26 protein-coding genes are annotated in these 26,068 nt (G+C 43.7%); 8 read left to right on the top strand and 18 right to left on the bottom strand.

The features are described from left to right. Positions 1 to 780, top strand: a 780-nt coding sequence (locus IGQ44_07980; GenBank protein ID HIK37913.1) for an ammonium transporter, incomplete at its 5' end; no start/stop codon positions are given. A gap of 22 nt (positions 781 to 802) precedes the next feature. Here IGQ44_07980 and crcB (IGQ44_07975) read toward each other — a convergent pair. The 8 genes from crcB (IGQ44_07975) to IGQ44_07940 form a co-directional block, all read right to left on the bottom strand. After that, positions 803 to 1,177, bottom strand: a complete 375-nt coding sequence (gene crcB, locus IGQ44_07975) for a fluoride efflux transporter CrcB (GenBank protein HIK37912.1) — start codon at positions 1,175 to 1,177, stop codon at positions 803 to 805. Positions 1,178 to 1,196: 19 nt separating this feature from the next. Continuing rightward, the gene (gene crcB, locus IGQ44_07970) at positions 1,197 to 1,586 is read right to left on the bottom strand and encodes a fluoride efflux transporter CrcB (GenBank protein HIK37911.1); all 390 of its coding nucleotides are present in this window, start codon (positions 1,584 to 1,586) and stop codon (positions 1,197 to 1,199) included. 32 nt (positions 1,587 to 1,618) lie between these two features. Then, on the bottom strand, positions 1,619 to 3,028 hold the full coding sequence (locus IGQ44_07965) for a YdiU family protein (protein ID HIK37910.1): 1,410 nt from the start codon (positions 3,026 to 3,028) through the stop codon (positions 1,619 to 1,621). A gap of 5 nt (positions 3,029 to 3,033) precedes the next feature. Next, positions 3,034 to 3,933: an ROK family protein gene (locus IGQ44_07960; protein ID HIK37909.1), complete on the bottom strand. Its 900-nt coding sequence runs from the start codon at positions 3,931 to 3,933 to the stop codon at positions 3,034 to 3,036. Beyond that, entirely contained in the window at positions 3,930 to 4,508 is a 579-nt protein-coding gene (gene rdgB, locus IGQ44_07955; GenBank protein HIK37908.1) for an RdgB/HAM1 family non-canonical purine NTP pyrophosphatase, read from the bottom strand. Before rdgB ends, IGQ44_07960 begins: the two co-directional genes overlap by 4 nt. Before the next feature lie 7 nt (positions 4,509 to 4,515). Next, a complete protein-coding gene (gene serS, locus IGQ44_07950) occupies positions 4,516 to 5,805 on the bottom strand; it encodes a serine--tRNA ligase (GenBank protein HIK37907.1) in 1,290 nt (429 codons plus the stop codon). A gap of 63 nt (positions 5,806 to 5,868) precedes the next feature. Next, a complete protein-coding gene (locus IGQ44_07945) occupies positions 5,869 to 6,561 on the bottom strand; it encodes a photosystem II biogenesis protein Psp29 (GenBank protein ID HIK37906.1) in 693 nt (230 codons plus the stop codon). A gap of 81 nt (positions 6,562 to 6,642) precedes the next feature. Beyond that, positions 6,643 to 8,427: an SLC13 family permease gene (locus tag IGQ44_07940; GenBank protein ID HIK37905.1), complete on the bottom strand. Its 1,785-nt coding sequence runs from the start codon at positions 8,425 to 8,427 to the stop codon at positions 6,643 to 6,645. Between the two features lie 120 nt (positions 8,428 to 8,547). On the opposite strand from IGQ44_07940, the gene IGQ44_07935 reads away from it, so the two are divergent. Next, positions 8,548 to 9,270, top strand: a complete 723-nt coding sequence (locus IGQ44_07935) for a sirohydrochlorin chelatase (protein HIK37904.1) — start codon at positions 8,548 to 8,550, stop codon at positions 9,268 to 9,270. A gap of 951 nt (positions 9,271 to 10,221) precedes the next feature. Here the strand turns inward: IGQ44_07935 and IGQ44_07930 are convergent. The 3 genes from IGQ44_07930 to IGQ44_07920 form a co-directional block, all read right to left on the bottom strand. Further along, the gene (locus tag IGQ44_07930; protein ID HIK37903.1) at positions 10,222 to 10,473 is read right to left on the bottom strand and encodes a hypothetical protein; all 252 of its coding nucleotides are present in this window, start codon (positions 10,471 to 10,473) and stop codon (positions 10,222 to 10,224) included. Positions 10,474 to 11,052: 579 nt separating this feature from the next. After that, positions 11,053 to 11,826 carry a 16S rRNA (uracil(1498)-N(3))-methyltransferase gene (locus IGQ44_07925; GenBank protein ID HIK37902.1) on the bottom strand — a complete coding sequence of 258 codons (774 nt, stop codon included), beginning with the start codon at positions 11,824 to 11,826 and terminating at the stop codon, positions 11,053 to 11,055. Positions 11,827 to 11,881: 55 nt separating this feature from the next. Next, on the bottom strand, positions 11,882 to 12,586 hold the full coding sequence (locus tag IGQ44_07920) for a PEP-CTERM sorting domain-containing protein (protein ID HIK37901.1): 705 nt from the start codon (positions 12,584 to 12,586) through the stop codon (positions 11,882 to 11,884). Positions 12,587 to 12,846: 260 nt separating this feature from the next. Here IGQ44_07920 and IGQ44_07915 point away from each other — a divergent pair, with 260 nt between their 5' ends. Continuing rightward, positions 12,847 to 14,064, top strand: a complete 1,218-nt coding sequence (locus IGQ44_07915) for a WecB/TagA/CpsF family glycosyltransferase (GenBank protein HIK37900.1) — start codon at positions 12,847 to 12,849, stop codon at positions 14,062 to 14,064. A 48-nt stretch (positions 14,065 to 14,112) separates the two neighbouring features. On the opposite strand, the gene IGQ44_07910 is transcribed toward IGQ44_07915, so the two are convergent. Next, complete coding sequence (locus IGQ44_07910) at positions 14,113 to 14,256, bottom strand: hypothetical protein (GenBank protein ID HIK37899.1); 144 nt, start codon at positions 14,254 to 14,256, stop codon at positions 14,113 to 14,115. Positions 14,257 to 14,351: 95 nt separating this feature from the next. Beyond that, complete coding sequence (locus IGQ44_07905) at positions 14,352 to 14,534, bottom strand: hypothetical protein (GenBank protein HIK37898.1); 183 nt, start codon at positions 14,532 to 14,534, stop codon at positions 14,352 to 14,354. A 316-nt stretch (positions 14,535 to 14,850) separates the two neighbouring features. On the opposite strand from IGQ44_07905, the gene IGQ44_07900 reads away from it, so the two are divergent. Next, a complete protein-coding gene (locus tag IGQ44_07900) occupies positions 14,851 to 17,001 on the top strand; it encodes a glycosyltransferase (protein ID HIK37897.1) in 2,151 nt (716 codons plus the stop codon). 145 nt (positions 17,002 to 17,146) lie between these two features. Here IGQ44_07900 and IGQ44_07895 read toward each other — a convergent pair whose 3' ends face one another. Beyond that, on the bottom strand, positions 17,147 to 17,383 hold the full coding sequence (locus tag IGQ44_07895) for a hypothetical protein (protein HIK37896.1): 237 nt from the start codon (positions 17,381 to 17,383) through the stop codon (positions 17,147 to 17,149). A 505-nt stretch (positions 17,384 to 17,888) separates the two neighbouring features. Then, positions 17,889 to 18,215, bottom strand: a complete 327-nt coding sequence (locus IGQ44_07890) for a glycosyltransferase family 39 protein (GenBank protein HIK37895.1) — start codon at positions 18,213 to 18,215, stop codon at positions 17,889 to 17,891. 319 nt (positions 18,216 to 18,534) lie between these two features. Between IGQ44_07890 and crtH the strand changes: the two genes are divergently transcribed. Both crtH and IGQ44_07880 read left to right on the top strand, forming a co-directional pair. Next, positions 18,535 to 20,034 (top strand): carotene isomerase, encoded by a 1,500-nt coding sequence (crtH, locus tag IGQ44_07885; protein HIK37894.1) that lies wholly within the window; start codon positions 18,535 to 18,537, stop codon positions 20,032 to 20,034. A gap of 10 nt (positions 20,035 to 20,044) precedes the next feature. Beyond that, positions 20,045 to 21,172, top strand: coding sequence for an acetate--CoA ligase family protein (locus tag IGQ44_07880; GenBank protein ID HIK37893.1), 1,128 nt, complete (start codon positions 20,045 to 20,047; stop codon positions 21,170 to 21,172). Positions 21,173 to 21,182: 10 nt separating this feature from the next. On the opposite strand, the gene IGQ44_07875 is transcribed toward IGQ44_07880, so the two are convergent. Then, positions 21,183 to 21,962, bottom strand: a complete 780-nt coding sequence (locus IGQ44_07875) for a hypothetical protein (protein HIK37892.1) — start codon at positions 21,960 to 21,962, stop codon at positions 21,183 to 21,185. Positions 21,963 to 22,149: 187 nt separating this feature from the next. Here IGQ44_07875 and IGQ44_07870 point away from each other — a divergent pair, with 187 nt between their 5' ends. Further along, positions 22,150 to 23,154, top strand: a complete 1,005-nt coding sequence (locus IGQ44_07870) for a phosphoribulokinase (GenBank protein HIK37891.1) — start codon at positions 22,150 to 22,152, stop codon at positions 23,152 to 23,154. Here the strand turns inward: IGQ44_07870 and IGQ44_07865 are convergent. After that, positions 23,151 to 23,411 carry a hypothetical protein gene (locus IGQ44_07865; GenBank protein ID HIK37890.1) on the bottom strand — a complete coding sequence of 87 codons (261 nt, stop codon included), beginning with the start codon at positions 23,409 to 23,411 and terminating at the stop codon, positions 23,151 to 23,153. The genes IGQ44_07870 and IGQ44_07865 overlap by 4 nt on opposite strands. A 421-nt stretch (positions 23,412 to 23,832) precedes the next feature. Between IGQ44_07865 and IGQ44_07860 the strand changes: the two genes are divergently transcribed. Continuing rightward, complete coding sequence (locus IGQ44_07860; GenBank protein HIK37889.1) at positions 23,833 to 24,993, top strand: alanine racemase; 1,161 nt, start codon at positions 23,833 to 23,835, stop codon at positions 24,991 to 24,993. Positions 24,994 to 25,000: 7 nt separating this feature from the next. On the opposite strand, the gene IGQ44_07855 is transcribed toward IGQ44_07860, so the two are convergent. Then, complete coding sequence (locus tag IGQ44_07855) at positions 25,001 to 26,008, bottom strand: J domain-containing protein (GenBank protein HIK37888.1); 1,008 nt, start codon at positions 26,006 to 26,008, stop codon at positions 25,001 to 25,003. Positions 26,009 to 26,068: the final 60 nt, after the last annotated feature.

Raw genomic sequence — 26,068 nt, 5'->3', positions numbered from 1 at the left:
GGGGGCTGGGCAGGGTTAGTGGGTGCGGCAATGTTAGGCCCCCGTCAAGGGAAATACTCTCCTGATGGGAAGGTTAACGCCATTCCCGGCCATAATTTGAGTATTGCTACTCTGGGCTGCCTGATTTTGTGGATAGGCTGGTTTGGTTTCAACCCCGGCTCAGAATTAGCAGCCACTGCCAATGTGCCCTACATTGCCGTTACCACCAACTTGGCCGCCGCCGCCGGAGGTGTTGCTGCCACTGTCACCTCCTGGTTCAAAGACGGCAAACCTGACCTTTCTATGATTATCAACGGTATCTTAGCAGGCCTAGTGGCTATTACTGCCGGCTGTAACGTGGTCGGTTACTTTAGTGCTGTAATTATAGGCGTTGTTGCCGGTATCATAGTAGTATATTCTGTAGTATTTTTTGATCAGGTGTTAAAAATAGATGACCCAGTGGGCGCCATTTCTGTTCACTTGGTCAATGGAGTTTGGGGCACCCTGGCTGTAGGACTATTTGCCACGGAAGGGGGATTGTTTACTGGGGGAGGTATTAAGCTATTAACCAGTCAGATTGTTGGCATTGTGGCTATTGGGGCCTTTACGGTGATTTTCAGTTTCATAGCGTGGTATGCTTTGCAGGCCACTATTGGTATTAGAGTCTCTGCAGAAGAGGAAATCAAAGGGTTGGATATTGGCGAACATGGTATGGAAGCTTACAGTGGCTTTGTCAAAGAGGCAGACGCGTTAACTGGCGGCTTTGCTATCAACTACGAGGGTCAGTCCACTACAGAATAACCCACTGGGGGGCCATTATACACTACCCCCTTTTTTTTTGTGGCCACCTATGGGCTATTAAATTGCCCACCTGAAGACAGACTATACCTAGAAGGGGACTGCTAATCCAGTAGACTAGGCTTTCCCTAGGATTCCCATTGTCCCAAATGGTGGAGGCATCTAGCTGGTAGGAGGAGAAGGTGGTAAAAGAGCCAAGGCCACCTACTGATACCAACAAGCGTATTTCAGGGGGTACATTTTTTTTTATAGCCAACGTTACAAACAACCCCATCAGCAAACAGCCAGAGGAGTTGATGAGCATGTGGGCAAGAGGCAAACCAATTCCCTTATGATAAAGCCATGTTTCCAGATAATAGCGACTAAGTGCCCCACCAATAGCACCCAGACTCACAGCCATAACTGTACGCTGTTTGTTTTTATCCATATATCAACCGCGGCAGGAAAATACCAACTTTCAGAAGAATCGTACCCAATAGGACAGTTCCCAGATAGTACAGCAAAGCCCTTTTTTTCCCACCCATCTGCCACAGGGTAACAGTATCCAGGATAAAGGTGGAGAAGGTTGTGTAGGATGCCAGAAAACCATTGGCCAATAGCAGTTTTATGGTATCGTCTTTGATGGACAGGCCCGTTACAATTCCCATCAAAAGGGTGCCAGATAGGTTAATTATAAAAGTGCCAAAGGGGAAATGAGCCCCCCACCATTCCGCTGAGAAACGGGTGATGTAATAACGGACAACTGCACCGGGTATAGCGCCCATTATTACTACCAGGGTGGCTACTACTGGGTCAACTGTGGTTGCCATTAGTAAATGCAATTGTTTTTACCCTATGGATTTTATTTCTTTTTTATAGCTTCTAACAGGTCATAAAGGGGTTGCCAATTATCATTAACAGATATAGGCTCCCATACTGATTCAATTATGTCTGGTATGGGGACAATTTGGGGGTTGTATTGATGGAGAGTTTTTTCTATTTTGTCCAATTCATCTCTGACAAACTGTTCCAGACAACGGTGGTATAATCTACGCCAATTGCTCATGTTAGCAGCGTTTATATCCCTATTTTCGAGGATTAAATTTTCATCGTTGTGCCAGCTATAGTTAAAGTCCTGGGCTAAATCAGCAAAAAACTGATGGTAAGGGTATTGGCTGTCTTTTAAGAGAATAATTGTCTGCCTGACCAACTCTTCTCCTAGCTGTTTGTCATCCAGGAATTTAAAACCAAGTTTTGATAACATTAAATCCAGGTAGTACTGACGGTAATAATCATCAAAATAAACCAATTCTTCTTCTAAGTCCTGTTTGGGAATAACTAGACTAAGAGGCTTTTGTAACAATTCCAAATTCAGGCGACAAATAAAAGGCTGATTACCGTAACTGTATCTACCAGTGTAGTCAAAATAAGCGGCAGTAAAGGAGGGCTCATAGGTAGATATAAAAGCATAGGGGCCATAGTCAAAACCTTCCCCAGTAATGGACATATTATCGGTATTCAAAACCCCATGGCAGAAACCGGCAGCCATCCACTGAGCCACAAGAAGGGCAATTCTTTGCACCAACTCCCTGTAAAATTGACGATAGGGATTATCCGAGTCCATTAGATGGGGATAATAATAGTATATGACATGATCTAACAGTTTTTTGACCAAATCCGGACGTTGGTAGTAGTAGAGACGCTCAAAAGTGCCAAAACGGATATGGGATTTACTAAGCCGTACCATCACAGAACTACGGGTAGGTGACGGCTCGTCGGCGCGCCAGAGGGATTCCCCGGTTTCAATAAGACAGAGACAGCGAGAGGTGTTAACCCCAAGACGATGTAAAGCCTCGGCAGCAATCACCTCCCTAACCCCCCCCTTAAGGGTGAGTCTGCCATCCCCCTGGCGAGAAAAAGGAGTCCTACCAGAGCCCTTTGTGCCAAGATCATATAATACTCCATCAGTGCCCCTCACCTGCCCATACAAAAAACCCCTACCATCCCCCAACTGGGGATTATAGACACCAAACTGATAACCGTGGTATTTAAGAGCTAAAAAAGGACGTACTCCCCTAAACTTCCCAAAGGCTTCAATCCAGTGTTCGGGTTTAACAGCATCCCTGTCAATGCCCAACAGAGGCAGCAAGTCGTAGTTGGCAAAGCGGAGAATATGTTGGGGGAATTCGGCAGCAAACACCTCAGTATAATAATCATCCCCCATATTCTCCATGGCCGGCTCGTATTCCAAACAAAGAAAGGGATTTCTCATAACCACTACTGTGAAGGGAAGAAGGTTTGCCATGCCAAAAAAGCCGCACCCACCATCCCCGCCTTTTCCCCCAGTTGGGCTACAGTTATTTTTAGGCCAACACGGGAACTAGGCAACACCCTTTTCTCTACCTCCGCAATGGTGGCAGGCAGAAAGTATTTGGCACTTTTACAGATGCCCCCCCCGATGATCACTACCTCCGGGGTTAACACATAGATAATACTGGCTAACCCCGCCCCCAGTCTCCTACCATAGTTCTGCCAAAAAGTCAAGGCTTCCGGGTCGTTTTTTTCCGCTAACAAGGCCAAGGAGGCGGGCGTCTTTCCCGTTTCTCGTATTATTGCAGTAGCGGAGACATACTGTTCCAGAGAGCCCTGGTTGCCGCTGTTACAGGGAGGGCCATCGGGGTTGAGGGTAATTAGGCCTAGTTCGCCGGCGGCCCCCAAATGTCCTGTAAATAGTTTGCCATTGAGGATGATGGCCCCACCTACCCCTGTGCCCAGGGTAAGAAGTACAAGATTACTATGGCCTTTGCCAGCGCCTAACCAGGCTTCTGCTAATCCGGCACAATTGGCATCATTGGCTATGACAGTGGCTAACCCGGTTTTCGCCTCCAACAATTCCGCCAGGGGTACATTGTGCCAGTCTGTGAGATTAATGGCTACTAATGCAATTCGACCTGTAGCATCAGCAGGACCAGGTGTACCAACCCCCAAGGCAAGGGCCTGTTTATGACGGTTGAGGCGGTTAACGCCATGGGAAATAGCTTCCACCACGGCGGCGGGGGTAGAGGGTTGGGGGGTGGGGATGGTAAGGGATTCCAGACAGTCGCCTGTGGGGGTAAAACGCCCCATTTTGATGTTGGTACCCCCCAAATCCACGCCAATAACTTCCTTCATATTCATGCCTTTTCTAGAAGAGACTGCAAAAGTGGGCGAAATTGGGCAAAGGCTTTACCCCGGTGACTGTAATTGCCCTTCTCCTCCACAGACATCTGGGCAAAAGTTTTTCCGGCGGCGGGGATGTAGAATATGGGATCATACCCAAAACCCCCTTCTCCCATGGGTGTCTCTGAAATCACCCCTTCACACACCCCCTCCGTCTCAATAACTATCTCCCCCTGGGGGTTGGCTAAGGCAATGGCACAGATGAATCTCGCACTACGGTCATCACTCCCTCGTAATTCTTGCAAGAGTCTGGCAATACGCTCAGCATCAGTATTACCATAACGGGCAGAATAGACACCGGGTTTGCCTCCCAAGGAGGTAACGGAAAGCCCAGAGTCGTCGGCAATAGCCCATTGGCGGAGGGCCATAGCAGTCTGGGAGGCCTTTAGCCGGGCATTTTCTGCAAAGGTGCTGCCGGTTTCTGCTATTTCCAATTCCGGGGGTTTACTCGCCAATTCTACCGGCAATCCCTGCAAATAGGCCCGCATTTCCTTCAGTTTCCCCGGATTGCCAGTGGCTACTATCAGTTTCATACCCCCACTAGCCCTCCACTAATACCTCTCTTTTTAGGTACTGCTGTAGCACTTCTGGTATACGAACATTGCCATTGGGGAGTTGATAGATTTCCAAAATGGCTGCCATAGTGCGCCCCACTGCTAAACCTGAGCCATTGAGGGTATGGACGAAAGAAGTACCCTTTTTGCCTTTTTCCCGGAAACGGATATTGGCGCGTCTAGCTTGGAAGTCGAGACAGTTGGAACAACTGGAGATTTCCCGGTAGGTGTTGGCGGAGGGTAACCACACTTCTATGTCATAGCACTTGGCGGCACTAAAGCCTAAATCTCCTGTGCACAATTCTACCACCCTATAAGGCAGCCGTAGTAATTGCAGTATGCGTTCAGCATCCTGTACCATTTTCTCATGTTCCAGGTGGCTGGTGTCGGGGTGGACTATTTTGACTAATTCCACCTTATGGAATTGATGGAGACGGATTAAACCCTTAATGTCTCGCCCATAACTGCCGGCTTCCCTACGGAAACAGGGGGTAAAGGCACAGTGGTATATGGGTAACATGTCCGCCTCTAGGATTTCCTCCCGATAGAAGTTGGTAACGGGGACTTCCGCAGTCGGGATTAGCCATAAATCATCTTTGTCACACTTAAAACTCTCATCGGCAAACTTTGGCAGTTGTCCTGTTCCCTGTAGGGTGGCAGAATTTACTAAGTAGGGAGGTAGGATTTCCTTGTAGCCAGCTTGGATCTGTTGGTCTAACATAAAGTTGATAAGAGCCCTTTCTAGGGCAGCCCCAGGGCCTATCAGGGCAACAAAACGACTCTGAGCGATTTTCACTGCCCTCTGGACGTCAATAATGCCCAGTTTTTCCCCTATTTCCTCGTGGGATAACAGATTGGGGTTGTCGGGTATATATTCGTCTCCCCAACGTCTTACTTCCACATTGTCTTTTTCATCTTTGCCCACCGGGGTAGTATCACAGGGCAAATTGGGTAATTCTAACAATAGGGCCTCTATTTGAGCCTTTAATTCTCTTTCCTGAGGCTCCAATTCCGCCAAAACGGCCTTTATATCATTCCCCTCCTGTTTTAGTTTTAGAATTTCCTCACTCTGGGGGTTAGCTCCCCCCCTAATTTTTTGTCCAATTATCTTTCCTATTTCATTGCCCCTAGCCTGTAATTCTATTCTTTTCTTCTCTATTTCTCTCTGCTTTTTATCTAACTCTAATATGGCTTCTAAGCTGTATTCTTGTCCTCTCTTTCGTAACTTTTCCAAAACTCCATCTGGATTTTCCCTAATTTTTTTTAGGTCTAACATAATGTTTTTCCCTTTGTTGGTGGGGTATTTGGGAATTTAAAGTGGTGGGATAGATTATAGCATTTATTGGTGATTAGCACCGTTTTTGGCAGAAGACTCTTCTTGTCTTTTTTTCCTGGCAGCTTCTAAAATATCCGACATTACACTGAGCATTTGCTTCATTTTCTCCAAGTTACTGCGGTACAAATCTAAATCCTTTTTGAGTTTTTCTACGGGTAAATTGAGTTTGTCGGCAAGGGGTTGGATGGTTTCCACAAACTTGTCTTGATTTTTAGCCAATTCCTCGTCACTGGCAGTCATGAGAGTGTATAAACCAATGGCAAAGAGACGACTATATTTGAAACGGGGATTGTCTAAGGCTTGACGCCAAGAAGCAGCCACAGACGCCAAGCCGTCAAAAGGGGTGGGATTTAACAGCCAGTCGATGACTTTAGAGGGAGGGTTATCCTTGGCATAATTAAGTAACGCCTGTGAGAGTTGTTGATATTCGTCGGGGTTGCCTTCTACGGAAAGACATAAGGCGCGAAAAATAGAATTCTTATCTTTTTCGGGGGTATAACCCTCCATAAAACGGCGGAAACTCTCACAGACACCTAGATAATAAATCGGCTCAGGTCGAAAGTCAACATTGACAGACAGCAAATGCATTTCCACAATTAATTCTTCTACCACACGACGATAGACAGAATTAATTGGGCGACGGTGATATTGGTAAAAACTTCTTTTGGTATCGGAAAGAGTGCGATTTTTATCCACGAATTAATACTTCTTGACGCAAGTTAACAATAGTTAATTATCTCACATTAATCCTCACCAGTCACCAAGGGGAAGAAAATACTACAACCCATACATTTTTACCACCAGCCATGGTACTATGAAAGTAAACATGACAGTGAGGGGGAAGCCAATACGAGTGTAGTCGAGGAATTTATAGCCACCAGGGGCATATACCATTGTATTAGTTTGATAGCCGATAGGTGTCATAAAACTGTTGGAAGCGGCAAAGGTGACTACATACATGAAGGAGTAGGGGTTAAGGGCAAAAATTTCTGCTATTTTGACGGCAATAGGCAGCATTATCACCACGGTAGCCTGGTTGGAAAGAATTTCCGTGAGAATTGCAGTGACTAGGTACAATACTACTAAAAGCCAATAACCAGAGAGATTGCTGGCAATACGTGTAATATTATCTGCTATCCACTGGTTGGTGCCAGAATTATCCATGGCAACACCAAGGGGTATTAAGCCAGCTAGGAGGAATATTACATCCCATCTCACCGCACCATAGATTTCCCCTGGTTTAAGACAACCAGTTATCACCATCAAAATTACACCTGCCAAGCTAGTAACCAGAATAGGCAACACGTCAAAGGCGGAAAGGAGAATCACCCCGGCAACAATGGCTAAAGCTATGCCTGCTTTTTCCCGTCTTAGGTTTTCTATGTCTTTTTCCTCCAAAACCAATAATTCCCTTGTGGTTTGTAACCCTATAAAACTCTCCTTTGGCCCTTGCACCAAAAGTAAGTCACCAAATTTCAAAGGTACTCTGCCCAATCTTTCCCTAATGATTTCCTCCCCCCTTCTGATAGCCAAAACGGTGGCATTATACCTTTGTCTAAATCTAATATCCTTCAGGGTGGCGCCGACAAGACGGGAATTGGAGAGGATTAACACCTCGGCTATTTTTTCTTCTTTTTGGTTTCTCTCTTCCAAGATGTTAAACTTGAAGTCTGCTAATATTTCAACTCCTTTTTCATCTTTGATTTTCAAAAGACTATCACGGCTGCCTCTGACTAGGAGAATATCACCAGCGTTTAAAACTTTGTCGGCAAGGGGTGGGGGAAAATGAATATCATCACGGATAATTTCCAACACATCCAAATCAAATTTCCTCTGGATGCCACTGCTTCTGAGGGTTTGTCCTACCAGACTGGATTTAGGGGTTATAATTATCTCACTGACGTATTCCTTTAACTGATAGTCTTCGGCGAGGGAGTCACCACCAGGGGGTTTTCTGGGGGGTAACAACTTTGGCGCGGCTAAAGACAGGTATACCAAGCCTATGAGAAAGACGGGAATACCCAGTTTGGTGAATTGAAACAGGGAGAATTCTTTGTATCCCAGTTTAGCCGCCATGCCACTTGCCAGGATATTAGTAGATGTACCCACCAGGGTCATCAATCCCCCGAGAATGGTACAATAGGACAGGGGTATCAGTAATTTGGAGACAGATATCTTAGCCTGTTTGCTCCATTGTTCCACAATAGGCAGGAAAAGGGCCACTACCGGGTTATTATTCACGAAAGCACTTATAGAGCCCACTGTCAAACCCAAGACAAAAATCTGTCGACTAGGATTTTTCCCTCCCCATCTGACGAGGAAGTCCCTTACACTTTCTATTACACCGGTTTTAGTGATGCCGGCACTGAGAATCAACATTGCCATTATAGTAATAGTGGCGGAGTTGCCGAAACCAGATATACCCTCTTCCGGCTTCACTAAACCCAATATCATTAAGACTATAGTGACAGCCAATGCTGTCAAATCTACGGGTAACCACTCACAAATAAAGGCTATCAGCGCTACAATCAATACCAGCAGAGTTAGAACAGTAGGGGGTATTTCTAGAAACCAATTCATGGGCTAACCTACGGCAATTCGGACTTACTTGACTTTTACTTAACTGGGTCGAGTTTTTGTATTATAGAATTATAGAGAGGATGGGGTATTTTGAAAGACTGAATGAGTCACGCTGCTTTTCTATTGGTTTGTCATGGTAGCCACAGTAGCAATTATAGGTTGCAACTGAAGGATTTTTGTGGCAGGGTGTGGGGGGATTTGCGTAGTTTGGGTTTTACTTTTCCCCTTTTTGCCACCTGTCTGGAGTTGACAGAATCTCCCCTTTCTGAAAGGATTAGACAACTAGCCGCTAACCTAGCCGCCAACGGGTATGACAGACTTTACATTATACCACTATTTTTGTTGTCTGGCTATCATGTTGTAAAAGATATTCCCACGGAGGTTGCCGTGGCAGCCAAAAACTCCCCCATCATGTTGGAAATAATGCCTTCACTGGGGCAAAACCCGGAAATAGTCAATCTTCTGGAACAATTGTACAACACAAAAGGGGACTGTGAGAGGGTCCTACTTGCCCATGGTACCAGTTTAGAGGGAGGCAATCAAGAGTTAGAAACCCTTGCTAGTAAGTTGGAAGCCAGGCTAATTCTTTGGAGAGGTAATCTCTCTGAGTTGTCAATCTTTAGGGGGGATAAACCCATCGTTATTCTCCCCTATTTTCTATTTCGAGGTAAGGTTGTAGAATCTATTATCCAACAGGTGGCGCAGTTGGCCAAAACTTCTCAAATGCCAATTAGACTACTACCCGTTTTAGCAGAAACCCCCCAACTGAGGAGACTGCTAGTAAGACAAATAATCCACCAACTGAGTATCACTCCATCTTCCTAGTTTGCCATCACACGGTAGATGATAGCGGGAAACTGTTGCATCAAAACTGTCACTGCCTAGTAGTCTCCCACCACCCGGCAACAGACAACTGTTTATACCCTCCTGGCGGGAAGCCATTAACCAGTAACAGAAAACTATCACCCACCCACTCCAGTCTCCTTTTGGAAAATCAAATACGACAAAATACAACTGCCATATTTGTCTTTCTCCTAATCTCCTAGTCTTTTATAACACAAAAAGATGGGGTTGGACTTTTCGACAATGCCCAATCATACATCAACAGATAACTTTTATTCCCTCCTCTTACCGTCTACCCTTAAACGGCAACATACCATCTTCAAGACACTTGTTAAATCTCACCTAATAGTCTTTTATCCCCAAGTAACACACAAATGTTGTGTCTTGCCTAGTCGACTGTTATATTTACCTGCCAGTCTCCCCACTTGGCAGTTGACTGTTATATTCTCCCACTAGTCTTTTTTGAAGTCATATGGTTTATCATTCTCATTCTCCAGTCTATCATCATAGAGACAACTGTTTTACCCTCCTACGGGGAAGTCATAAGAAACCAACAGGCAAAGACACTGACAGATAACTGTTGCCTGCATATTGCTGCCTGCAGGTCAACTGTCGGTATTGTACACCATTTTCCCGGTGTCAGACAGTAGTTTTGTCCCCGTTTCAGTAACAGTTATAAGATATAAGTCACACCCCATTAACCGGCAACAGATAACAGACAAATATTTATACTTGTACCCTTGCCTCATTCCCCTATTACTGGTGATACTCTTGATACTCTGGGATATTCTCCACCACCCTGAATTACACCCTGCCATTTACACCTCATAATTGGCGATTGACTGATACACCCTCCCAGCATCATTCCCCTGGCAGTGAAAGACAACATTAATATGTTTAAAAAGCCATTAGACAATACAAGCCACTGGCGACTTACAGACAACTTTTATTCTTTTCTACCAAAAAGTCATAACAAACCAACAGACAAAGATACTGACAGATAACTGTCACCCCCACCAGTTTTCCCAAACTCTCTTTCCATTGTCTTTTATATCCTATCCCTGACTTTTCCCCTAAGGGGTGAAATGCAACTGTTGTCTCCCCTTTTCCTACCAATATCCCCTCTTTCTGAAAGATGACTGTGTGTATCCTCCCCTTAGTTTTCCCCACGGGGTTGATTGTCATATCTCAGAGAAGGCTATAACCGGCAGTCTTCCATCACACATTAACAGCTAGTGGTTATATCATTTACCCCTGCCATCCCTCTGTCTAACAACAGAAAACTATCACCTTTCCCTCATAGTTTACACTAGCCACTAACTTGTTATATCCCCCCACCGACTGTAGCAACCCTCCCAATGGCGGGTGATAGACTTTGGTTTAATCTCCCCCATGACTTGGCTGTAATAGACGGCATTAATAACTGTCTGCCATTGGGAATTTAGCTGTTATATCCTACCGTCGACTTTTCCTCCAAAAGGTAAAATGCAAATGTTATCTTTCCCCCTTTTTGCTAATATCCCATCCCCCCTTCCCCCTAGCTTCCCCTAAAATAGTTGACTGTCATACCCCTTCATGGTGTCAAATAAAAGGTTATACTCAAACTAGTTTCCCATGATGCGGTAAGCAACTTTTTCCCCACTTGGCTTCAAGGTAGTATACAGTGAGTGGTATACAAATGTTTAATCCTCCCCCCCATCTTCTTCCCCAGTATTTTGTCTGAGGCGGATTGTTTGTTTTCCCTAACCCCCACTTTCTTACAGTCTAATTCCTACCACTCTCCCATAGGGAAGAGATAATAGCCATCGCCGTTATTGGTGCGGTAATTGCCCTTAAAATTCTCTTGCCCAATGATACCATTTGAAAGCCAGCTCCCATTGCCATTTCTATTTCTTCCTTTGTCCAACCCCCTTCACATCCCGTAGCTACGACTATTTCTGAAGGAAGATTGGAAGAGGAAAAATCCTTTTGACAAACGGAAAGCAGATGGGGAGAATTCCCCCTGGCTACTGCAATGTATTTGGGTAAATTTTTTGTGCTAAACTCTGCAAAAATTTCTCTTATAGGTCTAGGTTCGGTTATACTAGGCACTATTAGTCTTTCTGACTGTTCCACTGCCTCTTTTGCTATTTTCCTCCATCTTTGTATTTTATTCTCTCCTGGATGTAGTAAGGTGCGCTCAGCCTGTGCCGGCAAGAAACTGGCAACCCCTAATTCTGTGCAACAACGAATAATCTCATCAAAACCGTTGCCTTTGGGTAAAGCCACCACAACAGTGACGTTAACAGGCAATTCCCTATTTTCTGACAAAGATTCTAGAATTTGCGCCCCTTGTGACGTTAAACAAACCCGCCACCCCCCGCCTTTGCCGTCTATTGCCACAAAGGATGCCCCATTTTCTAATCTTACTACCCGCCGCAGGTAGTGCTCTTGTTCCCTATTCAAGACTATCATGTCTTGCCGTATCTGATGGGAGTCTACCACCAGGCGAATATCACTAGTTTTCCCTTTTTCCCTACCGGCTACAGGCGACTTCATCTATACCACTAAACAGGCAATCACAACACGCAATTATATGGGGTTTAAAATGGGGTTACACTTGGCTGGTTTTCCTCTTTTGTTGCTGCTGTTTCATACCCCACCCCAATCCCAATGCTAACACACTTCCCATAATGGTCAAGGGCTCAGGCACTTCCTCTTGGGATACTCTTTCCCCGTAGAAGGATATATGGGATAAACCGGCAGGATTTCCTTTTTTAGTGGGGGGTGTTTGCCAAACGCCACTTTTGGTGGCTACAGCCTTTTGGAAACAAGCCAAAGAAGTTAAGCCATTGCCATGACAGACGCCTCCTGGTTGTGTGTGGGTGGGATTGACATAGAAAAACAGATTAAAGGCATTTCCCCCCTTAGCCACCCAGTATTTGATTGCAGGATCTTTTGGGCCTGGATTGTAAGTCCAACTGCCAATGGAAGCACTAGTGGGGAAACCCCTGCCATTGTTGGGGGAAAATGACCACTCCTGGCCACTAACAGTAGGAAAAATGTTAGTATTAATAGCAGGACCACTCTGACCCACGTCAAACTTGGCAATAATGGGAGACAGTTTCACACTGCTGTTTGGGGGGGATACATAACATTCTGCAAATCTCCCAAATACACCGGAACAGTCATTACCACTGTATCTTGCTGTAATTAGACTCAAAGCCGAGGCTGTCTCCATACCCACTATTGTCATTCCCCCCACAGTAGCGGCGGCTATCAGTACTTTGGTCATCGTTTTCATGTTTTTTTTTCCCATATATCCGTTCTATTATTTAAGTATAATCCCAGAACAGCCAGGAGTTATCATAGGGGGACAATCTTCATGGAATCTTATTTTTTTAGACAAAAACCCCCATGGCCACCGGCGAGTCAAAATCAAGTTTATAAGTATACTCTCGGATGAGTTTATAAAAAATTAAACCTGTCCTGAGCAAAAGTACTGATAAACTCTAGAAGGCAAAGGGATAGAATGTAAGGGTTAGCCGGCATGGCAAACAACGGCAGCAGGGGTTTTAGATGGAAAAGATTGAGTTTTTAAATATCACAATAAACAATATAACTTTACCGGAATTGTTGCCCCTACTGACGGAAAAAGGGGGATTTGTGGTGACTCCCAATGTGGATCACATAGTAAAATTACAAACTGATGCTGAATTTTTGAAGGCTTATCGTATCGCTGACTATGTAATCTGTGACAGCAAGATACTTCAGTATACCCTTAAACTATTAGGCAAACCCATCAAGGAGAAAATTTCCGGGTCAGACCTCTTGCCGGCCTTTTACCGCTACAATCGTCACAATAGGGATATCAGAATATTCCTCTTGGGGGGAAAGGAGGGAGTCGCCCAGCAGGCTAGACTCAATATCAATCGTAAGGTAGGCTGGGAAATGGTGGTAGGTGCCCTTTCCCCCAGTTTTGGCTTTGAGAAAAATGAGGCCGAGTGTCAAGAGATTGTAACAAAAATTAACCAATCAAGGGCAAATGTGTTAGTAATAGGAGTGGGCGCGCCTAAACAGGAAAAATGGATTGTAAAACATCGCCCCCAACTGCCTAATGTTAGACTATTTTTGCCCCTGGGTGCGGCTATTGACTTTGAGGCTGGTTATAAACAAAGGGCTCCTCGTTGGATGAGTGATATTGGGTTAGAATGGTTACATCGATTACTGTCTGAGCCTGGCAGGCTATGGAAACGCTATTTAGTAGAGAGTTTACCCTTTTTCTTTCACGTTATTCGCCATCGTTTTAACCTCTACCGTTATAATCCCCTGAGGGAAATTCAGTCTTTGCCTATAGGTTTGTTATTGTATCGAGTTGGGTTGATAACTGAGCAAGAATTAGAGTTAGTTTTGCAAATACAAAGAGAGAAAAACTATGGCACTCGTTTCGGAGAAATTGCCACCGATTTGGGTTTAGTTTCCCCTGATACTGTCCAATTTTTTGCGGAAGAGTTGCCAAAGATTGTGGGTACATGTGATATTTTGCTAATTGGTGAATACCTGCAAAGGGCACACTTAGTCTCCCCGTCTCAGATAGATTTTTCTCTAGAGAAACAGCAAAAATTTCCCGGAAAAAGGATAGGAGAAATTTTGGTGGAAGAGGGTTATATTTCCCAAAAGACTCTAGACTGGTTTATCGAATTCCAATATCTTTTAAGAAACCAAAAAGGCAAAAAAACCTCCTTTAGAGACTTGTATGGGGAATTGCAATCCCTTAGAGGCGTTAACCATGAGTGAATTAACCTCGCAGTCTATAAGAAAAACTAATCTTATTCCCATTTGTTTTTATATGTCAGACTTGTAGGTGACATCAGGGAGACAGTAACTGCCTTTTTCCTGCCTTAGGATGCCACTTGCAACATCTGGATGGGAGGTGATGGAATTAGTAACCACATTCTTCTTTCCTGTCAGACTTATCAGTAGTAGCATTGTGACTGTCTTTTTTTCTCTTGCTAGATTTACTTATGAAATTCAGCGGGGAAGATAGTAAATCCTCTCTTTTGAATTTTCCCCTATAGTTACCACTAGCTGTTTGGGTTGTATTTTTTTGTTTTCTTATGTATTACTACCATGGCTAATGGCAGCTTAGAATATAGACTGTCTTGTTTTCCCCAAATTTCCCCTTCACGGTTAAGCCAGCCAGGTTGACTGTGACTGTCTTGTTGGGAGGTGACTCCATTTTTCTTCTCTCTTGTTAGAATTGTCATAGTTACCACTGTAATGCCTAATATTTACACCGGTGGCATAGCAGTTGCCATCATCTTCTTCTGTCTTCTTTCTAGCTTACATTCTTCACCAGAGATATAGATTGTTTTTTTCCTTGTCATAATCGCCGATAACATTTGCTGGCATATTTCCTATCAGACTTGCCATAAACACTTACTGGAAAGTCACCGGCAAATTATTCATTACAAGACTTATAGATAGCTGCCGTTTTTTCAAAGTAGGAGACGATGACTGCTGAAATTTTCTGTGGTGGCTACCATAGGAAAGGTGATGTTGTCTGTTGATTGATATACGGCAATGCGTGTCAGTCAGTCAACGTTTCCTTACAAAAAAATTGCCATAACTGGTTTTCTTTTTGCCTCTTTTTTCCTGTTATTATCCCGGCTTTATCATCACCTGATTCCTCTGTTTAAACACCTAGTCAGTTGGTTAAATACTTTAGAGTTGGCAGGATATTATCCCTTTTCTTTGCCCTGGCTTATCGGCTTATTCATTGTTTACACTGTTATGGGTATATCTCCACAGCAAAATCGCTTATCCAGGCTGATAATTGTCTCAGTATTCTGTTTTTTCTTGATTCGCTATCTTTGGTGGCGTGTTGCCTTTTCTCTCAACCTAGATACGACAATAAACTCCATCTTCAGTTGCTTGTTGATTTTGATAGAAATAGCCTTAATCATTTCTCCTCTTTGGCAGTTCATTTTAACTCTAAATATAAAGACTAGAATCCCCCAGGCAGAAAAGATGTCTGTAGCTGTTAAGGAGGGAGTATACAACCCCACTGTAGATATTTTCATTCCCAGTTATAATGAACCAGTGGAGGTAATAAAAAGGACAATTGTAGCTTGTCAGGCAATAGAATATGAGCCCAAAAGGGTATACTTGTTAGATGATGGCAACAGAGACTTTGTTAGGCGTTTATGTGAGGAATTAAATTGTGGTTACATTACCAGAAAAAATCGTCTCCATGCTAAGGCAGGTAATCTGAATAACGCCTTGCAACAAACCAGTGGCGAGTTAATTGCCGTTTTCGATGCAGACTTTGTGCCAACCACGGATTTCTTGAGAGAAACAGTGGGTTTTTTTCAAGACAGTCGCCTGGCACTATTACAAACATATCAGAGTTTTTACTCTCCTGACCCCATTTGCAGAAATTTAGGGATAGACAAAATTCTTCCCACAGAAGTCGATATTTTCTCCCGCTACTACCAGAGGATTCGTGACAGTATCAATACTGCTATTTGTTATGGTAGCTCTTTTGTTGTAAGAAGAAAACACCTGGAGGAAATTGGGGGTTTTGTTTGTGGCACACTGAGTGAAGATTATCATACGGGCATTCGTCTTGCCGCCGAGGGTTATAAAGTAATCTATCTGGAAAAAAGTTTGAGTGCGGGGTTATCTGCTGAAAACTGTTTTGGACATGTTAGACAGAGAAGAAGATGGGCAAGAGGCACTATTCAGACATTATTTATCCCCGAAAATCCTCTGAAGGTAAAGGGGTTAAAGTGGTGGCAAAGATGTGCTCATTTAGAGGGTATATTCCAGTGGTTTTTAAGTCCAATTAGACTGGTTTTATTGTTGCTTCCCTTGGCTTATACCCTTTTCCAAGTTGTGCCTCTTAGGGCTACCCTAGAGGAGTTAATTAACTTTTTGTTTCCTTTATACTTTGTCCAAATTTCCATATTTTCTTGGCTAAATTTTCGCAGTCGTTCCGTGTTGATGTCAGAGGTATACAATCTGGTAACAGCCACGCCTATATCCATAGAAATAATCCAGACTTTGATGGAGCCTTTTCGGGCCATTTTCAGAGTAACACCCAAAGGCATCAAACAGGATGGATATTATTTCAATTGGGGGTTAGCATCGCCATTGATTTTCTTTTTTATCCTCAACCTTATAAACCTTTTTTCTGTATCCAAAAGACGAGGATTGTTTATGGGCATTATTGACTTCAATCTCATTATTTTTTGGAACATTTACAACCTAGTAGTTTTAGCATGGGCTATAGCAGCATTAGTAGAAAAACCCAAGCCTGACGTATACCAGTGGTTGAGTGTTAACTTCCCTGTCGTCTTCCAAGATGAAGAAAGGAGTTATAGAGGCATAGTAACAAAAATGTGTGAGATAGGCGCAGAAATAACCTTTGACACAGAATTAAAACCAAGGGCAGGTGGTAGACTACTATTTGCCAATAAGGGTTTATCTCTGGAGGTGAAAGAAATAATACCCCTGAAAAAGCCCCAAGAATTCAAGTTGCTTTTCTCCGATTTATCTTTAACTCAGTATCGTCAGCTAATAAAAATGTTGTTTTGTCAACCCAATCAATGGCAGCCGGAAAATACACCCAACGAATTGACAATGTTGTGGCTGCTCACCAAGTCTTTCTTTGCCGTATTTTGGGATTTAATTAGGTTTAATTTCATACAACCAAGGAGACACCAACGTTGATTTAGTATGGTAAATATTTTCCAGTTTTTGTCTGAATTCCGGGGGGGTTATATATAGGCGTGAGAAAATTTTTTTGGGTAAATAGGGGTAGTTTCTATGTCTAACAACCGCAGTTTTACATTAGTGCCGATATTTTGGTTTATAATCAGGACGAGGCAATGGCTGGGTTATGACAACCAGTATATTTATTCCACCAGGTATCACTATTTAGAATGATAAAGTTGGAGGCACTTTCTAGAAGTAGAATTGACAGGAAGACGGCTACCCACAGTTTTAATTTTTGTTTAATTTTCGGGGCTAAAGTGTGGCCCACTGCGAGATAAAATGGCAGATAGGATAGGAAAAAGTAACGGGTAACCGCCGAGCAAATTCCACCAAACATTAAGTCCGTTACAATTAGAATAAGACTGGGTATTAGTAAAAATAAAACAAGATAAGTCCATAAATACCCTTCGGTTGTGCGGATAAGAAAAATGAGACTACAACCCAACAGGCAAAAAATAAGTACAATAAGAAAACAACTAGCCCGGTGAGTGGTACAAAGGCAAGCCTAAATCCGCAAATACACTCGTAAAATGCAAGGCCCACATGTTGCCAAGAAACATCGGGGATTGCTGTGTGTTGAGCCAATAGATGTTTTCCCTGAGTTTATGGTAATTGTAATAAATTACTAGTAGCCATGGGCTGAACAATAATAGGCCAAACATGGTGAATAACAGGAGGTAATTCCCTAGGCGTTTTGGAAAAAGACTGTGGGAAAAAAGGACATAAAAAAAATTAACCATGGGGATTGATAGGGATAAAAGAGAGGTGTATAATGTGGCAGTCAAAGTGACAGTATACTCCCACCAATATTGTTGTCTACAATTCCCTATAGCCCAACCCCTCTAGCCCAATGCCTCTTGTCTAATTGCCCTGAACAAGTAAAATATTGTCAGGAGTGATAATAAATTCCATAGACTGTATTCTCTTGCTTCCTGGGAATAGGGAATCTGCAGTGGGGAAAAAGCAAAAATAGTAGTGGTAATGACGGCAACCAGTTTATCAGCAAAAAGGTATTGGGAAACAAGATAAATAGCCAAAATGGAAAGAATACTAAAAATAACTGATAGCAATCTAGTGGATAAAATGGATAAGTTAAATAGCCTCTGCCACTGCCATAATGTGATCCAGTACAGAGGAGGGGGTTCCGGTTTGCTGGCAAGGGCATTTATAGGGGATTTGAAACCCCTTTTTTTGCTCTATTTAAGAGAGGAAAATAAATGGCCGGCGGAAATAATCTCCCCAGTAAAAAACTGTTGAATAAACTCCTACTGTTGGTAGCCGGCAAACCTCAAGGAAGTGTGGACTTCATCATGACATAAAGACAAAGAATAAGACTGCATAGGGAGGTAAAAAGAAGAAATTTGGGAGATTTCATAGCAGTTTTTGAAAGAGGCAAAAAAGGAGAAAAAAAGACTAGTTTTTGAGGCAGAGGAACGCTAAACTGGTAAGGGAAGGAAGACGAACAAAAGACAGAAGATGAGATAAGATATGAAGCATTATGATGTGATTGTAATTGGCGCGGGGATTGGGGGATTAGTAACGGCAACCCAGTTGGCGGCAAAGGGGATAAAAGTGTTAGTATTGGAACGTTATGTAATCCCGGGTGGTAGTGCAGGTTATTTCGAGCGTAATGGGTACCGCTTTGATGTGGGTGCCTCCATGATATTCGGCTTTGGCAAATCCGGCACCACCAATCTATTAACCCGCGCCTTGGAAGCAGTGGGAGTCACATTGGAAACTATACCAGATCCAGTACAAATACACTATCATCTTCCCAATGGCCTAGAAGTTAAAGTCCACAGAGATTACGAGAGATTTCTAGGAGAGTTATACAGCTACTTCCCAGAGGAGAAAGAGGGGATTAGGGGGTTTTATGATGAATGTTGGCAGGTATTTAATGCCCTTAATTCCATTGAATTGTTGTCGTTGGAAGAAATAAGATATCTAATCCGTGTGTTTTTCCAAAACCCAGGCGCCTGTTTACGTTTGCTGAAATATCTTCCCCTCAATGTAGGGGATGTAGCCCGTAAGTATATCAAAAATCCAGAATTGTTGAAATTCATCGACATAGAATGTTATTCTTGGTCAACAGTACCGGCTGACTTAACCCCCATGATTAATGCAGGGATGGTATTTTCCGATCGCCATTATGGTGGGATTAACTATCCAAAGGGGGGAGTAGGCAAAATAGCAGAAAAACTAGTAGAAGGCCTGATCAAACATGGGGGGGAAATCCAGTATGGAGCCAGGGTAAGCGAGATACTGGTACAATATGGACAAGCGGTGGGAGTGAGACTAGCTAACGGCAAGGAGTATTATGGGGAGAGGATTGTCTCCAATGCTACCCGTTGGGATACTTTTGACAAGTTACTGAAGAATCAAAAGAAACCCCTTCGAGAGAGACAATGGGAGAAAAACTACCGTCAATCCCCTAGCTTTCTGAGTTTGCACCTAGGGGTAAGTGCGGAGTTGTTTAGGGAGGATAAACCAGAATGCCATCATATCCTCCTGGAAAACTGGGAGAATATGGAGACGGAACAGGGGACAATTTTCGTGTCCATTCCCACAGTACTAGATCCTAGTTTAGCACCAGAGGGCTACCACATCATACACACTTTTACCCCAAGTAGCATAGAATATTGGCGGGGATTATCGAGGAAACAGTACGAATATAAGAAGGAGGAGGCGGCAGGGCGTATAATTGAACGATTGGAGGCCATTTTCCCGGGGTTAGACGCCCATCTAGACTATATGGAGATAGGCACACCCCTGACTCACAGACGCTTTTTGGGACGTATAAACGGCACTTACGGCCCTATTCCCGCACGTCGTCTCCCAGGTCTGTTGGCAATGCCTTTCAACCGTACTTCAATCAAAAATCTTTACTGTGTGGGGGATAGCACTTTTCCAGGGCAAGGATTGAATGCGGTGGCCTTTTCTGGATTTAGTTGTGCCCATAGAATAGCGGTAGATCTAGGATACTACTAACCGGTTGACCATGGATTTGCTGGAGTATCAAGCCAAGGAATTATTTGCCCAGGTGGGGATTCCCATATTACCCTCTCAACCCATCTACCACCCGGGGGAGGTAAAAAATCTACAACTGCCCTATCCTATTGTAATCAAATCCCAGGTGTTGGCCAGTGGAAGGACACAGTTTGGGGGTGTTAGATTTGTAGAGAATACTATAGACGCCATTGCTGTGGCACGTTCCCTTTTCAACCTAGCTATAGAAGGAGAATATCCCCAGGTGTTGCTAGCAGAAAGCCATTGCCGGGTGGACAGGGAGTTATTTGTGGGGATAATGTGGGACAATACCATCGGCAGGCCCCTATTGCTAGCTTCCGGTAGGGGTGGGGTAGAGGTAGAGTCTTTACTGGCTAATTTGGAGAGTTTCCCCATCGAGGATTCCTTTTCTCCTTTTCAGGCAAGGATTTTGGCCAAGAAAATAGGATTAACAGGGAGGGCCATGGCCTCTGTAGCCGATGTGTTTACCAAAATGTATCAGCTATTTGTCACCTATGACTTAGACATTGTAGAAATCAATCCCTTGGGGTTAAGGGAAAACGGGGAGGTAATAGCCTTAGATGGCAAAATCCGTCTTAACCATTACGCTTTGCAACGCCATCCTGAATTACATAAATATCTAAAAAACGGCTACGATAGGCCCTATACAGTCTTTATCCTTAACCCGGAAAATAACCCAGAAAAGGATATAGCCATTGTCAGCGACAGTAGGGATGAGGCAATACTATTAGGCAACCTCCTTCAGCAGGGAAACAACAACTCCCCCATCCACAGCCTCTATCTGTTACCCCGTAAGACTGCTGTCTACTGGCAGGAAAACGTCAACCCTCTGATTAGCCAGATTATGGCACAGAAGAGCCTCAAAAAAGTCTTAGTAGTTCATTCTAACCTGGATAGTTTTGTAGACATTCTAACCCAGCAACTGGCCTTGAGGGAACAAGAGTTGTCGAAATCAGAATTACGAGAACTTACAAAATTAGAACAGTCTCACCCCCCTTCCTGGATTATTCGCACCCTCTATCCCCTCCCCCATAAGCCTCCTCAGTTTCACTGGTGTGACAGCCTCCAACAGGTCCTAGAACTAGCTATGGAACTTTAGGCAATAATACCTAGTTGCGTGCTAGGCCGAAACTGGCCAATCTAAACTCACTGTCTCTCTCATCCACTGTCCTCCCTATGAGAAACACTCTAGCTAGACGGTTGTCACCAGCAGTATTGTATAGGCAAAAACGAAACCCCCCCCTCCCATCACTTGTATCACCGTAAATCTGCCCCCTGTTGGAGTTGGCACTACTATCCTGCCATAATTTTATCCCCTCAAAGTTTTCACATGCCACTGACACTCGGGGTGTAGTGTTAATTAGGCCGTCTGCCACTGTTGTATAGTCATCCCATGCCGCTTGTTGTCCTCCTGTAACCGGTAGTGTTCTGTAATCGTGACTTACCGGAGTGTTGTCTGACTGTCTGTATACTTGTCTTTTTAGCACTCCTGGTTTATAAAAGTGTGTATTCTGGTTCTGAATATCTTTGTATCCGTAGGATATTACGTAAACAGTGCCGTTTTCATTCCGCCTTAAAACCAGGCATTCATTGGAATCTACCTGACTAGTGGGGCAATAGGTATTACCCCTGTTCACCATAGTGACGTTGCTAGCCAGTTTTATGTCCTCTACAATGAAACTGAGGGCCCTTTGCAATTCCGCCGCGGCAACAGTCTTGGATTCCACGGCTTTATTGGCCCTCAAGACATTTACAAAGAGTACTGCCCCCAAAACTAACGTGATGCCTCCTATTACAAGGGCAACTATCAATTCCATCAGGGATACACCCGCCTCTTGGTTTTTAGCTTGATGGAGTAACCATTTCCATAAAATCGGATTGTCTTTCATTTACCTTTCCCCTGAGCCCTCTCTTTTATTATAACTCGTAATGCAAATATATTACCAAGTACTCAGGGAAACTAGTTGAGAAAAAAATATGCAATTGGGGCATTTGACTGATAAGATAACAAACAAACACAAACTCAAGGCAACTGTATAAAATAAGGGCTGATTTTAGATAACTATAGAGAAAAAGATGAGTCAAGATAGAGTAGTTATTATCGGAGTGGCAGGTGACTCCGGCTGTGGCAAGTCAACCTTTCTGCGTCGTCTAGAAGATTTGTTTGGCAGAGAATTCATGACTGTAATCTGTCTGGACGACTACCATTGTCTGGATCGCAAGCAGAGAAAGGAATTGGGCATCACAGCATTAGATCCTCGCGCCAATAACTTCGATTTGATGGCCGAACAAATTGCCGCCCTCAAAAACGGTCAAGCCATTGAAAAACCAGTATACAACCACGAAACTGGTACAATAGACCCCCCAGAAAGGGTTGAACCCAACAAGCTGGTGGTAATCGAGGGTTTACACCCCTTCTACGATGAGAGAGTAAGAAAACTAGTGGACTTTGGAGTATACCTGGATATAAGCGAACCAGTTAAAATTAAATGGAAAATCCAAAGGGATATGGCAGAAAGGGGGCATACCTATGAAGACGTCATCGCCTCCATCAATGCCAGAAAACCTGACTTTACCGCCTATATCGAACCCCAGAGACAATACGCCGATGTGATCATCCAGGTATTACCCACTCAATTAGTAGATGATCCAGATAGTAACATTCTGAGAGTGCGTCTTATCCAAAAAGAAGGCAATCCCAATTTTGAAACTGCCTACCTATTCGACGAAGGCTCTACCATTGAATGGCGTCCTTGTGGCCGTAAATTGACCTGTGCCTACCCTGGTATTAAACTATTCTACGGCCCTGACACCTACCTTGGCAATGAGGTTTCTGTCCTAGAAATTGACGGCCAGTTCGATAATCTAGAAGAAATCATTTATATTGAGAGTCACCTCAGCCGCATCGGCACCAAATATTACGGTGAAATGACAGAATTATTGTTAAAACACAAGGAATATCCTGGTTCAAATAATGGCACTGGTTTATTCCAGGTGTTAGTAGGGCTAAAAATGCGGGAAACCTACGAAAAACTCACTGGCCAAGTCGCCACCACCTCCAGTCAAGTAGCTAAGGTTTAAAGCCTAAAAATTAGCTCAGTCATCTCCTCTCTCTCCCGGGGAGGAGTTATTTTTTTTCCCATTATGTCTGTTTTTTCTGAAAATTTATGCCATAGGTGTGCCCTCTGACGAGGGTTTTCTGAGGGGATGAATATATAATCTCCTGCTTTTAATTCAATTAGGTTTTCCAGTATATCTCCTTGTTTTAGTATTTCTACAAACTCCTTCCTCCCCCGCCAACAAGGTATATTACCAAACAAACTTCCTCTGTTTTTCATCAGCGGAAATCCCTCGTATCCTCGAGGCTATTATAATACCAAATTGCTTGACAAAATGACTTTCTCATAAGATAATATCCAGTGGGCCAATATTTAGGAGCTTTGCTATTAGGTGATGAGGAGATTTGTTCCGGTTAAAAATGTATGCAACCTGGTGTTTAAAATAACCTTTCCTATGGCCGTTGTTGTATATGTTTTAAGAGGCTTTGGCTACCTCACCAATCTCCCGGGAGGTGTGTTGCTGGTCCTGATTTTTACCTCTATTTTCTCCCTCCTCATCTACCTGTGGTTGAGCACCTATTTGTGAGAATTGTGCTAGGAAAAAACACAACAGGGGAAATAAAAATAGGCAGGCGAGGGGCAACCAAAATAAGGGGCAACATCAGTCCTGTGGCTCATTAAAACTAACTGTTAGAGATAAATAGAGGGGAAGGTGAATTATTGTCTAAATAGGATAGAGTTGCAACAACAAAGGGCATGGATAACTATTGACCATAAGGCTTTGAGACACAACGTGAAAGCCATAAAACAGTGGTTGAAGCCCAACTGTCGTCTTATGGCAGTAATAAAGGCAGATGCCTATGGCCATGGTGCGGTTAAAGTGGCAGAAACGCTGGTGGATGCCGGTGTTGATTATCTAGCTATCGCTACTCTGGGGGAAGGGATAGAATTAAGAGAAGCAGGCATAAAAAAGCCAATATTGATTCTAGGGGCAATTAATACAGCGGCAGAAGTGAAAGAGATTATCAGATATAACCTTGAGCCCACCTTATGCACCCCCCAGCAAATCCCTATTTTTGCCGATGTGGTCAATAGTTTGAATACTACCCTGGATGTGCATCTAAAATTGGATACAGGCATGTCAAGATTGGGCACCCGTTGGGAAAATGCTGTAGAATTTGTCCGTTGCCTTTTGCAATTTCCCCGACTCCGTCTTAAAAGTATTTATTCCCACTTAGCTACAGCAGATGAGCCAGATACTACCTTCATGAAAATACAACAGTCTCGCTTTGAAGAGGCTATTTCCCGTATTAAGGCGTTGGGGGTAAAAATCCCCCTGCTTCACCTGGCTAATTCCGCCGGCACCCTGGCAGATACCTCCCTCCATTATGATCTAGTCAGAGTGGGTTTGTGTCTATATGGTTTATACCCCGCACCCCACCTGAAAGACGTCATCCCCCTTAAACCCGTATTGGAAGTCAAGGCGCGCATCACTCAAATTAAACATCTACCTCCTAATACTGGTGTAAGTTATGGTCATACATATAAGTGCCCTCGGGAAATCAAAATGGCGGTAGTGGCAATAGGTTATGCTGATGGGGTGCCTCGTCTGTTATCTAATAGGATGAAGGTGATTGTCAAGGGAAGATATGCGCCGCAAATAGGGAATATTACAATGGATCAACTCATGATAGATGTGAGTGACTTTGAGGATATTGAGGTGGGAGACATAGTAACCCTATTGGGGAGGGAAAAAGATGCTATCATTAGTGCCGACCTTTGGGCTAATACCATTGGTACCATATCCTGGGAGATTCTCTGTGGCTTCAAACACCGTCTTCCTCGGATTCACCTATATTAACTCCCCCTCACAGTCTCACATTTTGTAGATGGGCGCGAGGATTTTCTTTACTAATTGCCTTTATCTTCTCATAGTACTCCCTTTCCTGGGGGGATATATTTTGGGGTGTGGCAATCACTACCTTGACAAATAAATCATCCTTCCCACCCTGTAGATTGGGCCATCCCTTCCCCCGCAGACGCAAATATTGTCCATTGCGAATACCGGCAGGGAGTTTCACCTTCACCCCTCCCTCCGGCGTTGGCACTTCAATTTCCCCCCCTAATACGGCTTCATGGGGAGTAACAGGTACATCCACAGTTAACTTGTCATCTTGAAAATAAAATAATTCATGGGGCTTCAGGTCCACCTTTAAGTATAAATCCCCACTCTGACTGGTGACGGGGTTAAATTGCCCTTTTCCCCTAATTCTTACCCTTGTGCCTTTTTTCGCACCGGGAGGGATTCTCACCTTTATCTGCTCCACCCCCAGATCCACATTGGTCTCCACCCCATGATATGCTTGACTATAGGTTAGGGTTATTGTCTTTTCTACATCATTGCCCTTGTCCTTGGCATTATAGTTGTAACTGGTTTTAGTGCTACTCTTAGTGCTGCCAGAATTTTTAGTGCCAGCCCCAGTACTGGTATAATTGCCGAAGGGTCTTTTTAACAAGTCTGCTACAAATTGTTCAAAACTGTCGTATTTACTAAAGTCGAAATCTATGTCATTATTGTAACGGGTACGAGAATCGCCTCCTGGTCTAGTAGAGCTAGAAGAAGTCCACTGAGACTGAGATTGTTTGCCACCAACCCCCCCAAGACGAATAAATTGATCATACTTTGCCCTTTTGTCAGGATCACTTAAAATTTCATAAGCCTCACTAATCTCCTTAAACTTCTCCTCCGCCACCTTGTCATTGGGATTCCTGTCTGGGTGGTATTTTACTGCTAGTCGCCGAAATGCCTTTTTAATCTCCTCCGGTGATGCCTTCTTGTCAACCCCCAAAATCGAATAGTAGTCTTTAAATCCCATTCCCTGCATAGTTATTATTCTTCTCCAGTTAGAATATATTTTACAGGTATCACCCCTTGT

Origin of the sequence: Geminocystis sp. M7585_C2015_104, from assembly GCA_015295805.1 — a bacterium.
Classification (GTDB): Bacteria; Cyanobacteriota; Cyanobacteriia; order Cyanobacteriales; family Cyanobacteriaceae; genus DVEF01.
This window is presented reverse-complemented; position numbering and strand designations above follow the sequence as displayed.

Excerpts from the sequence above, each read along its gene's own strand:
- IGQ44_07915 (HIK37900.1), top strand. The coding sequence starts at position 12,847 with ATGGAAAAGATTGAGTTTTTAAATATCACAATAAACAATATAACTTTA.
- IGQ44_07935 (HIK37904.1), top strand. The coding sequence starts at position 8,548 with ATGAGTCACGCTGCTTTTCTATTGGTTTGTCATGGTAGCCACAGTAGC.
- IGQ44_07865 (HIK37890.1), bottom strand. The coding sequence starts at position 23,411 with ATGAAAAACAGAGGAAGTTTGTTTGGTAATATACCTTGTTGGCGGGGG.
- IGQ44_07960 (HIK37909.1), bottom strand. The coding sequence starts at position 3,933 with ATGAATATGAAGGAAGTTATTGGCGTGGATTTGGGGGGTACCAACATC.
- IGQ44_07880 (HIK37893.1), top strand. The coding sequence starts at position 20,045 with ATGGATTTGCTGGAGTATCAAGCCAAGGAATTATTTGCCCAGGTGGGG.
- IGQ44_07895 (HIK37896.1), bottom strand. The coding sequence starts at position 17,383 with ATGTTTGGTGGAATTTGCTCGGCGGTTACCCGTTACTTTTTCCTATCC.
- IGQ44_07870 (HIK37891.1), top strand. The coding sequence starts at position 22,150 with ATGAGTCAAGATAGAGTAGTTATTATCGGAGTGGCAGGTGACTCCGGC.
- IGQ44_07875 (HIK37892.1), bottom strand. The coding sequence starts at position 21,962 with ATGAAAGACAATCCGATTTTATGGAAATGGTTACTCCATCAAGCTAAA.
- crcB (HIK37912.1), bottom strand. The coding sequence starts at position 1,177 with ATGGCTGTGAGTCTGGGTGCTATTGGTGGGGCACTTAGTCGCTATTAT.
- IGQ44_07930 (HIK37903.1), bottom strand. The coding sequence starts at position 10,473 with ATGACAATCAACCCCGTGGGGAAAACTAAGGGGAGGATACACACAGTC.
- IGQ44_07910 (HIK37899.1), bottom strand. The coding sequence starts at position 14,256 with ATGCTACTACTGATAAGTCTGACAGGAAAGAAGAATGTGGTTACTAAT.
- crcB (HIK37911.1), bottom strand. The coding sequence starts at position 1,586 with ATGGCAACCACAGTTGACCCAGTAGTAGCCACCCTGGTAGTAATAATG.
- IGQ44_07900 (HIK37897.1), top strand. The coding sequence starts at position 14,851 with ATGCGTGTCAGTCAGTCAACGTTTCCTTACAAAAAAATTGCCATAACT.
- IGQ44_07905 (HIK37898.1), bottom strand. The coding sequence starts at position 14,534 with ATGACAATTCTAACAAGAGAGAAGAAAAATGGAGTCACCTCCCAACAA.
- serS (HIK37907.1), bottom strand. The coding sequence starts at position 5,805 with ATGTTAGACCTAAAAAAAATTAGGGAAAATCCAGATGGAGTTTTGGAA.
- IGQ44_07855 (HIK37888.1), bottom strand. The coding sequence starts at position 26,008 with ATGGGATTTAAAGACTACTATTCGATTTTGGGGGTTGACAAGAAGGCA.
- crtH (HIK37894.1), top strand. The coding sequence starts at position 18,535 with ATGAAGCATTATGATGTGATTGTAATTGGCGCGGGGATTGGGGGATTA.
- IGQ44_07920 (HIK37901.1), bottom strand. The coding sequence starts at position 12,586 with ATGGGAAAAAAAAACATGAAAACGATGACCAAAGTACTGATAGCCGCC.
- IGQ44_07965 (HIK37910.1), bottom strand. The coding sequence starts at position 3,028 with ATGAGAAATCCCTTTCTTTGTTTGGAATACGAGCCGGCCATGGAGAAT.
- rdgB (HIK37908.1), bottom strand. The coding sequence starts at position 4,508 with ATGAAACTGATAGTAGCCACTGGCAATCCGGGGAAACTGAAGGAAATG.
- IGQ44_07925 (HIK37902.1), bottom strand. The coding sequence starts at position 11,826 with ATGAAGTCGCCTGTAGCCGGTAGGGAAAAAGGGAAAACTAGTGATATT.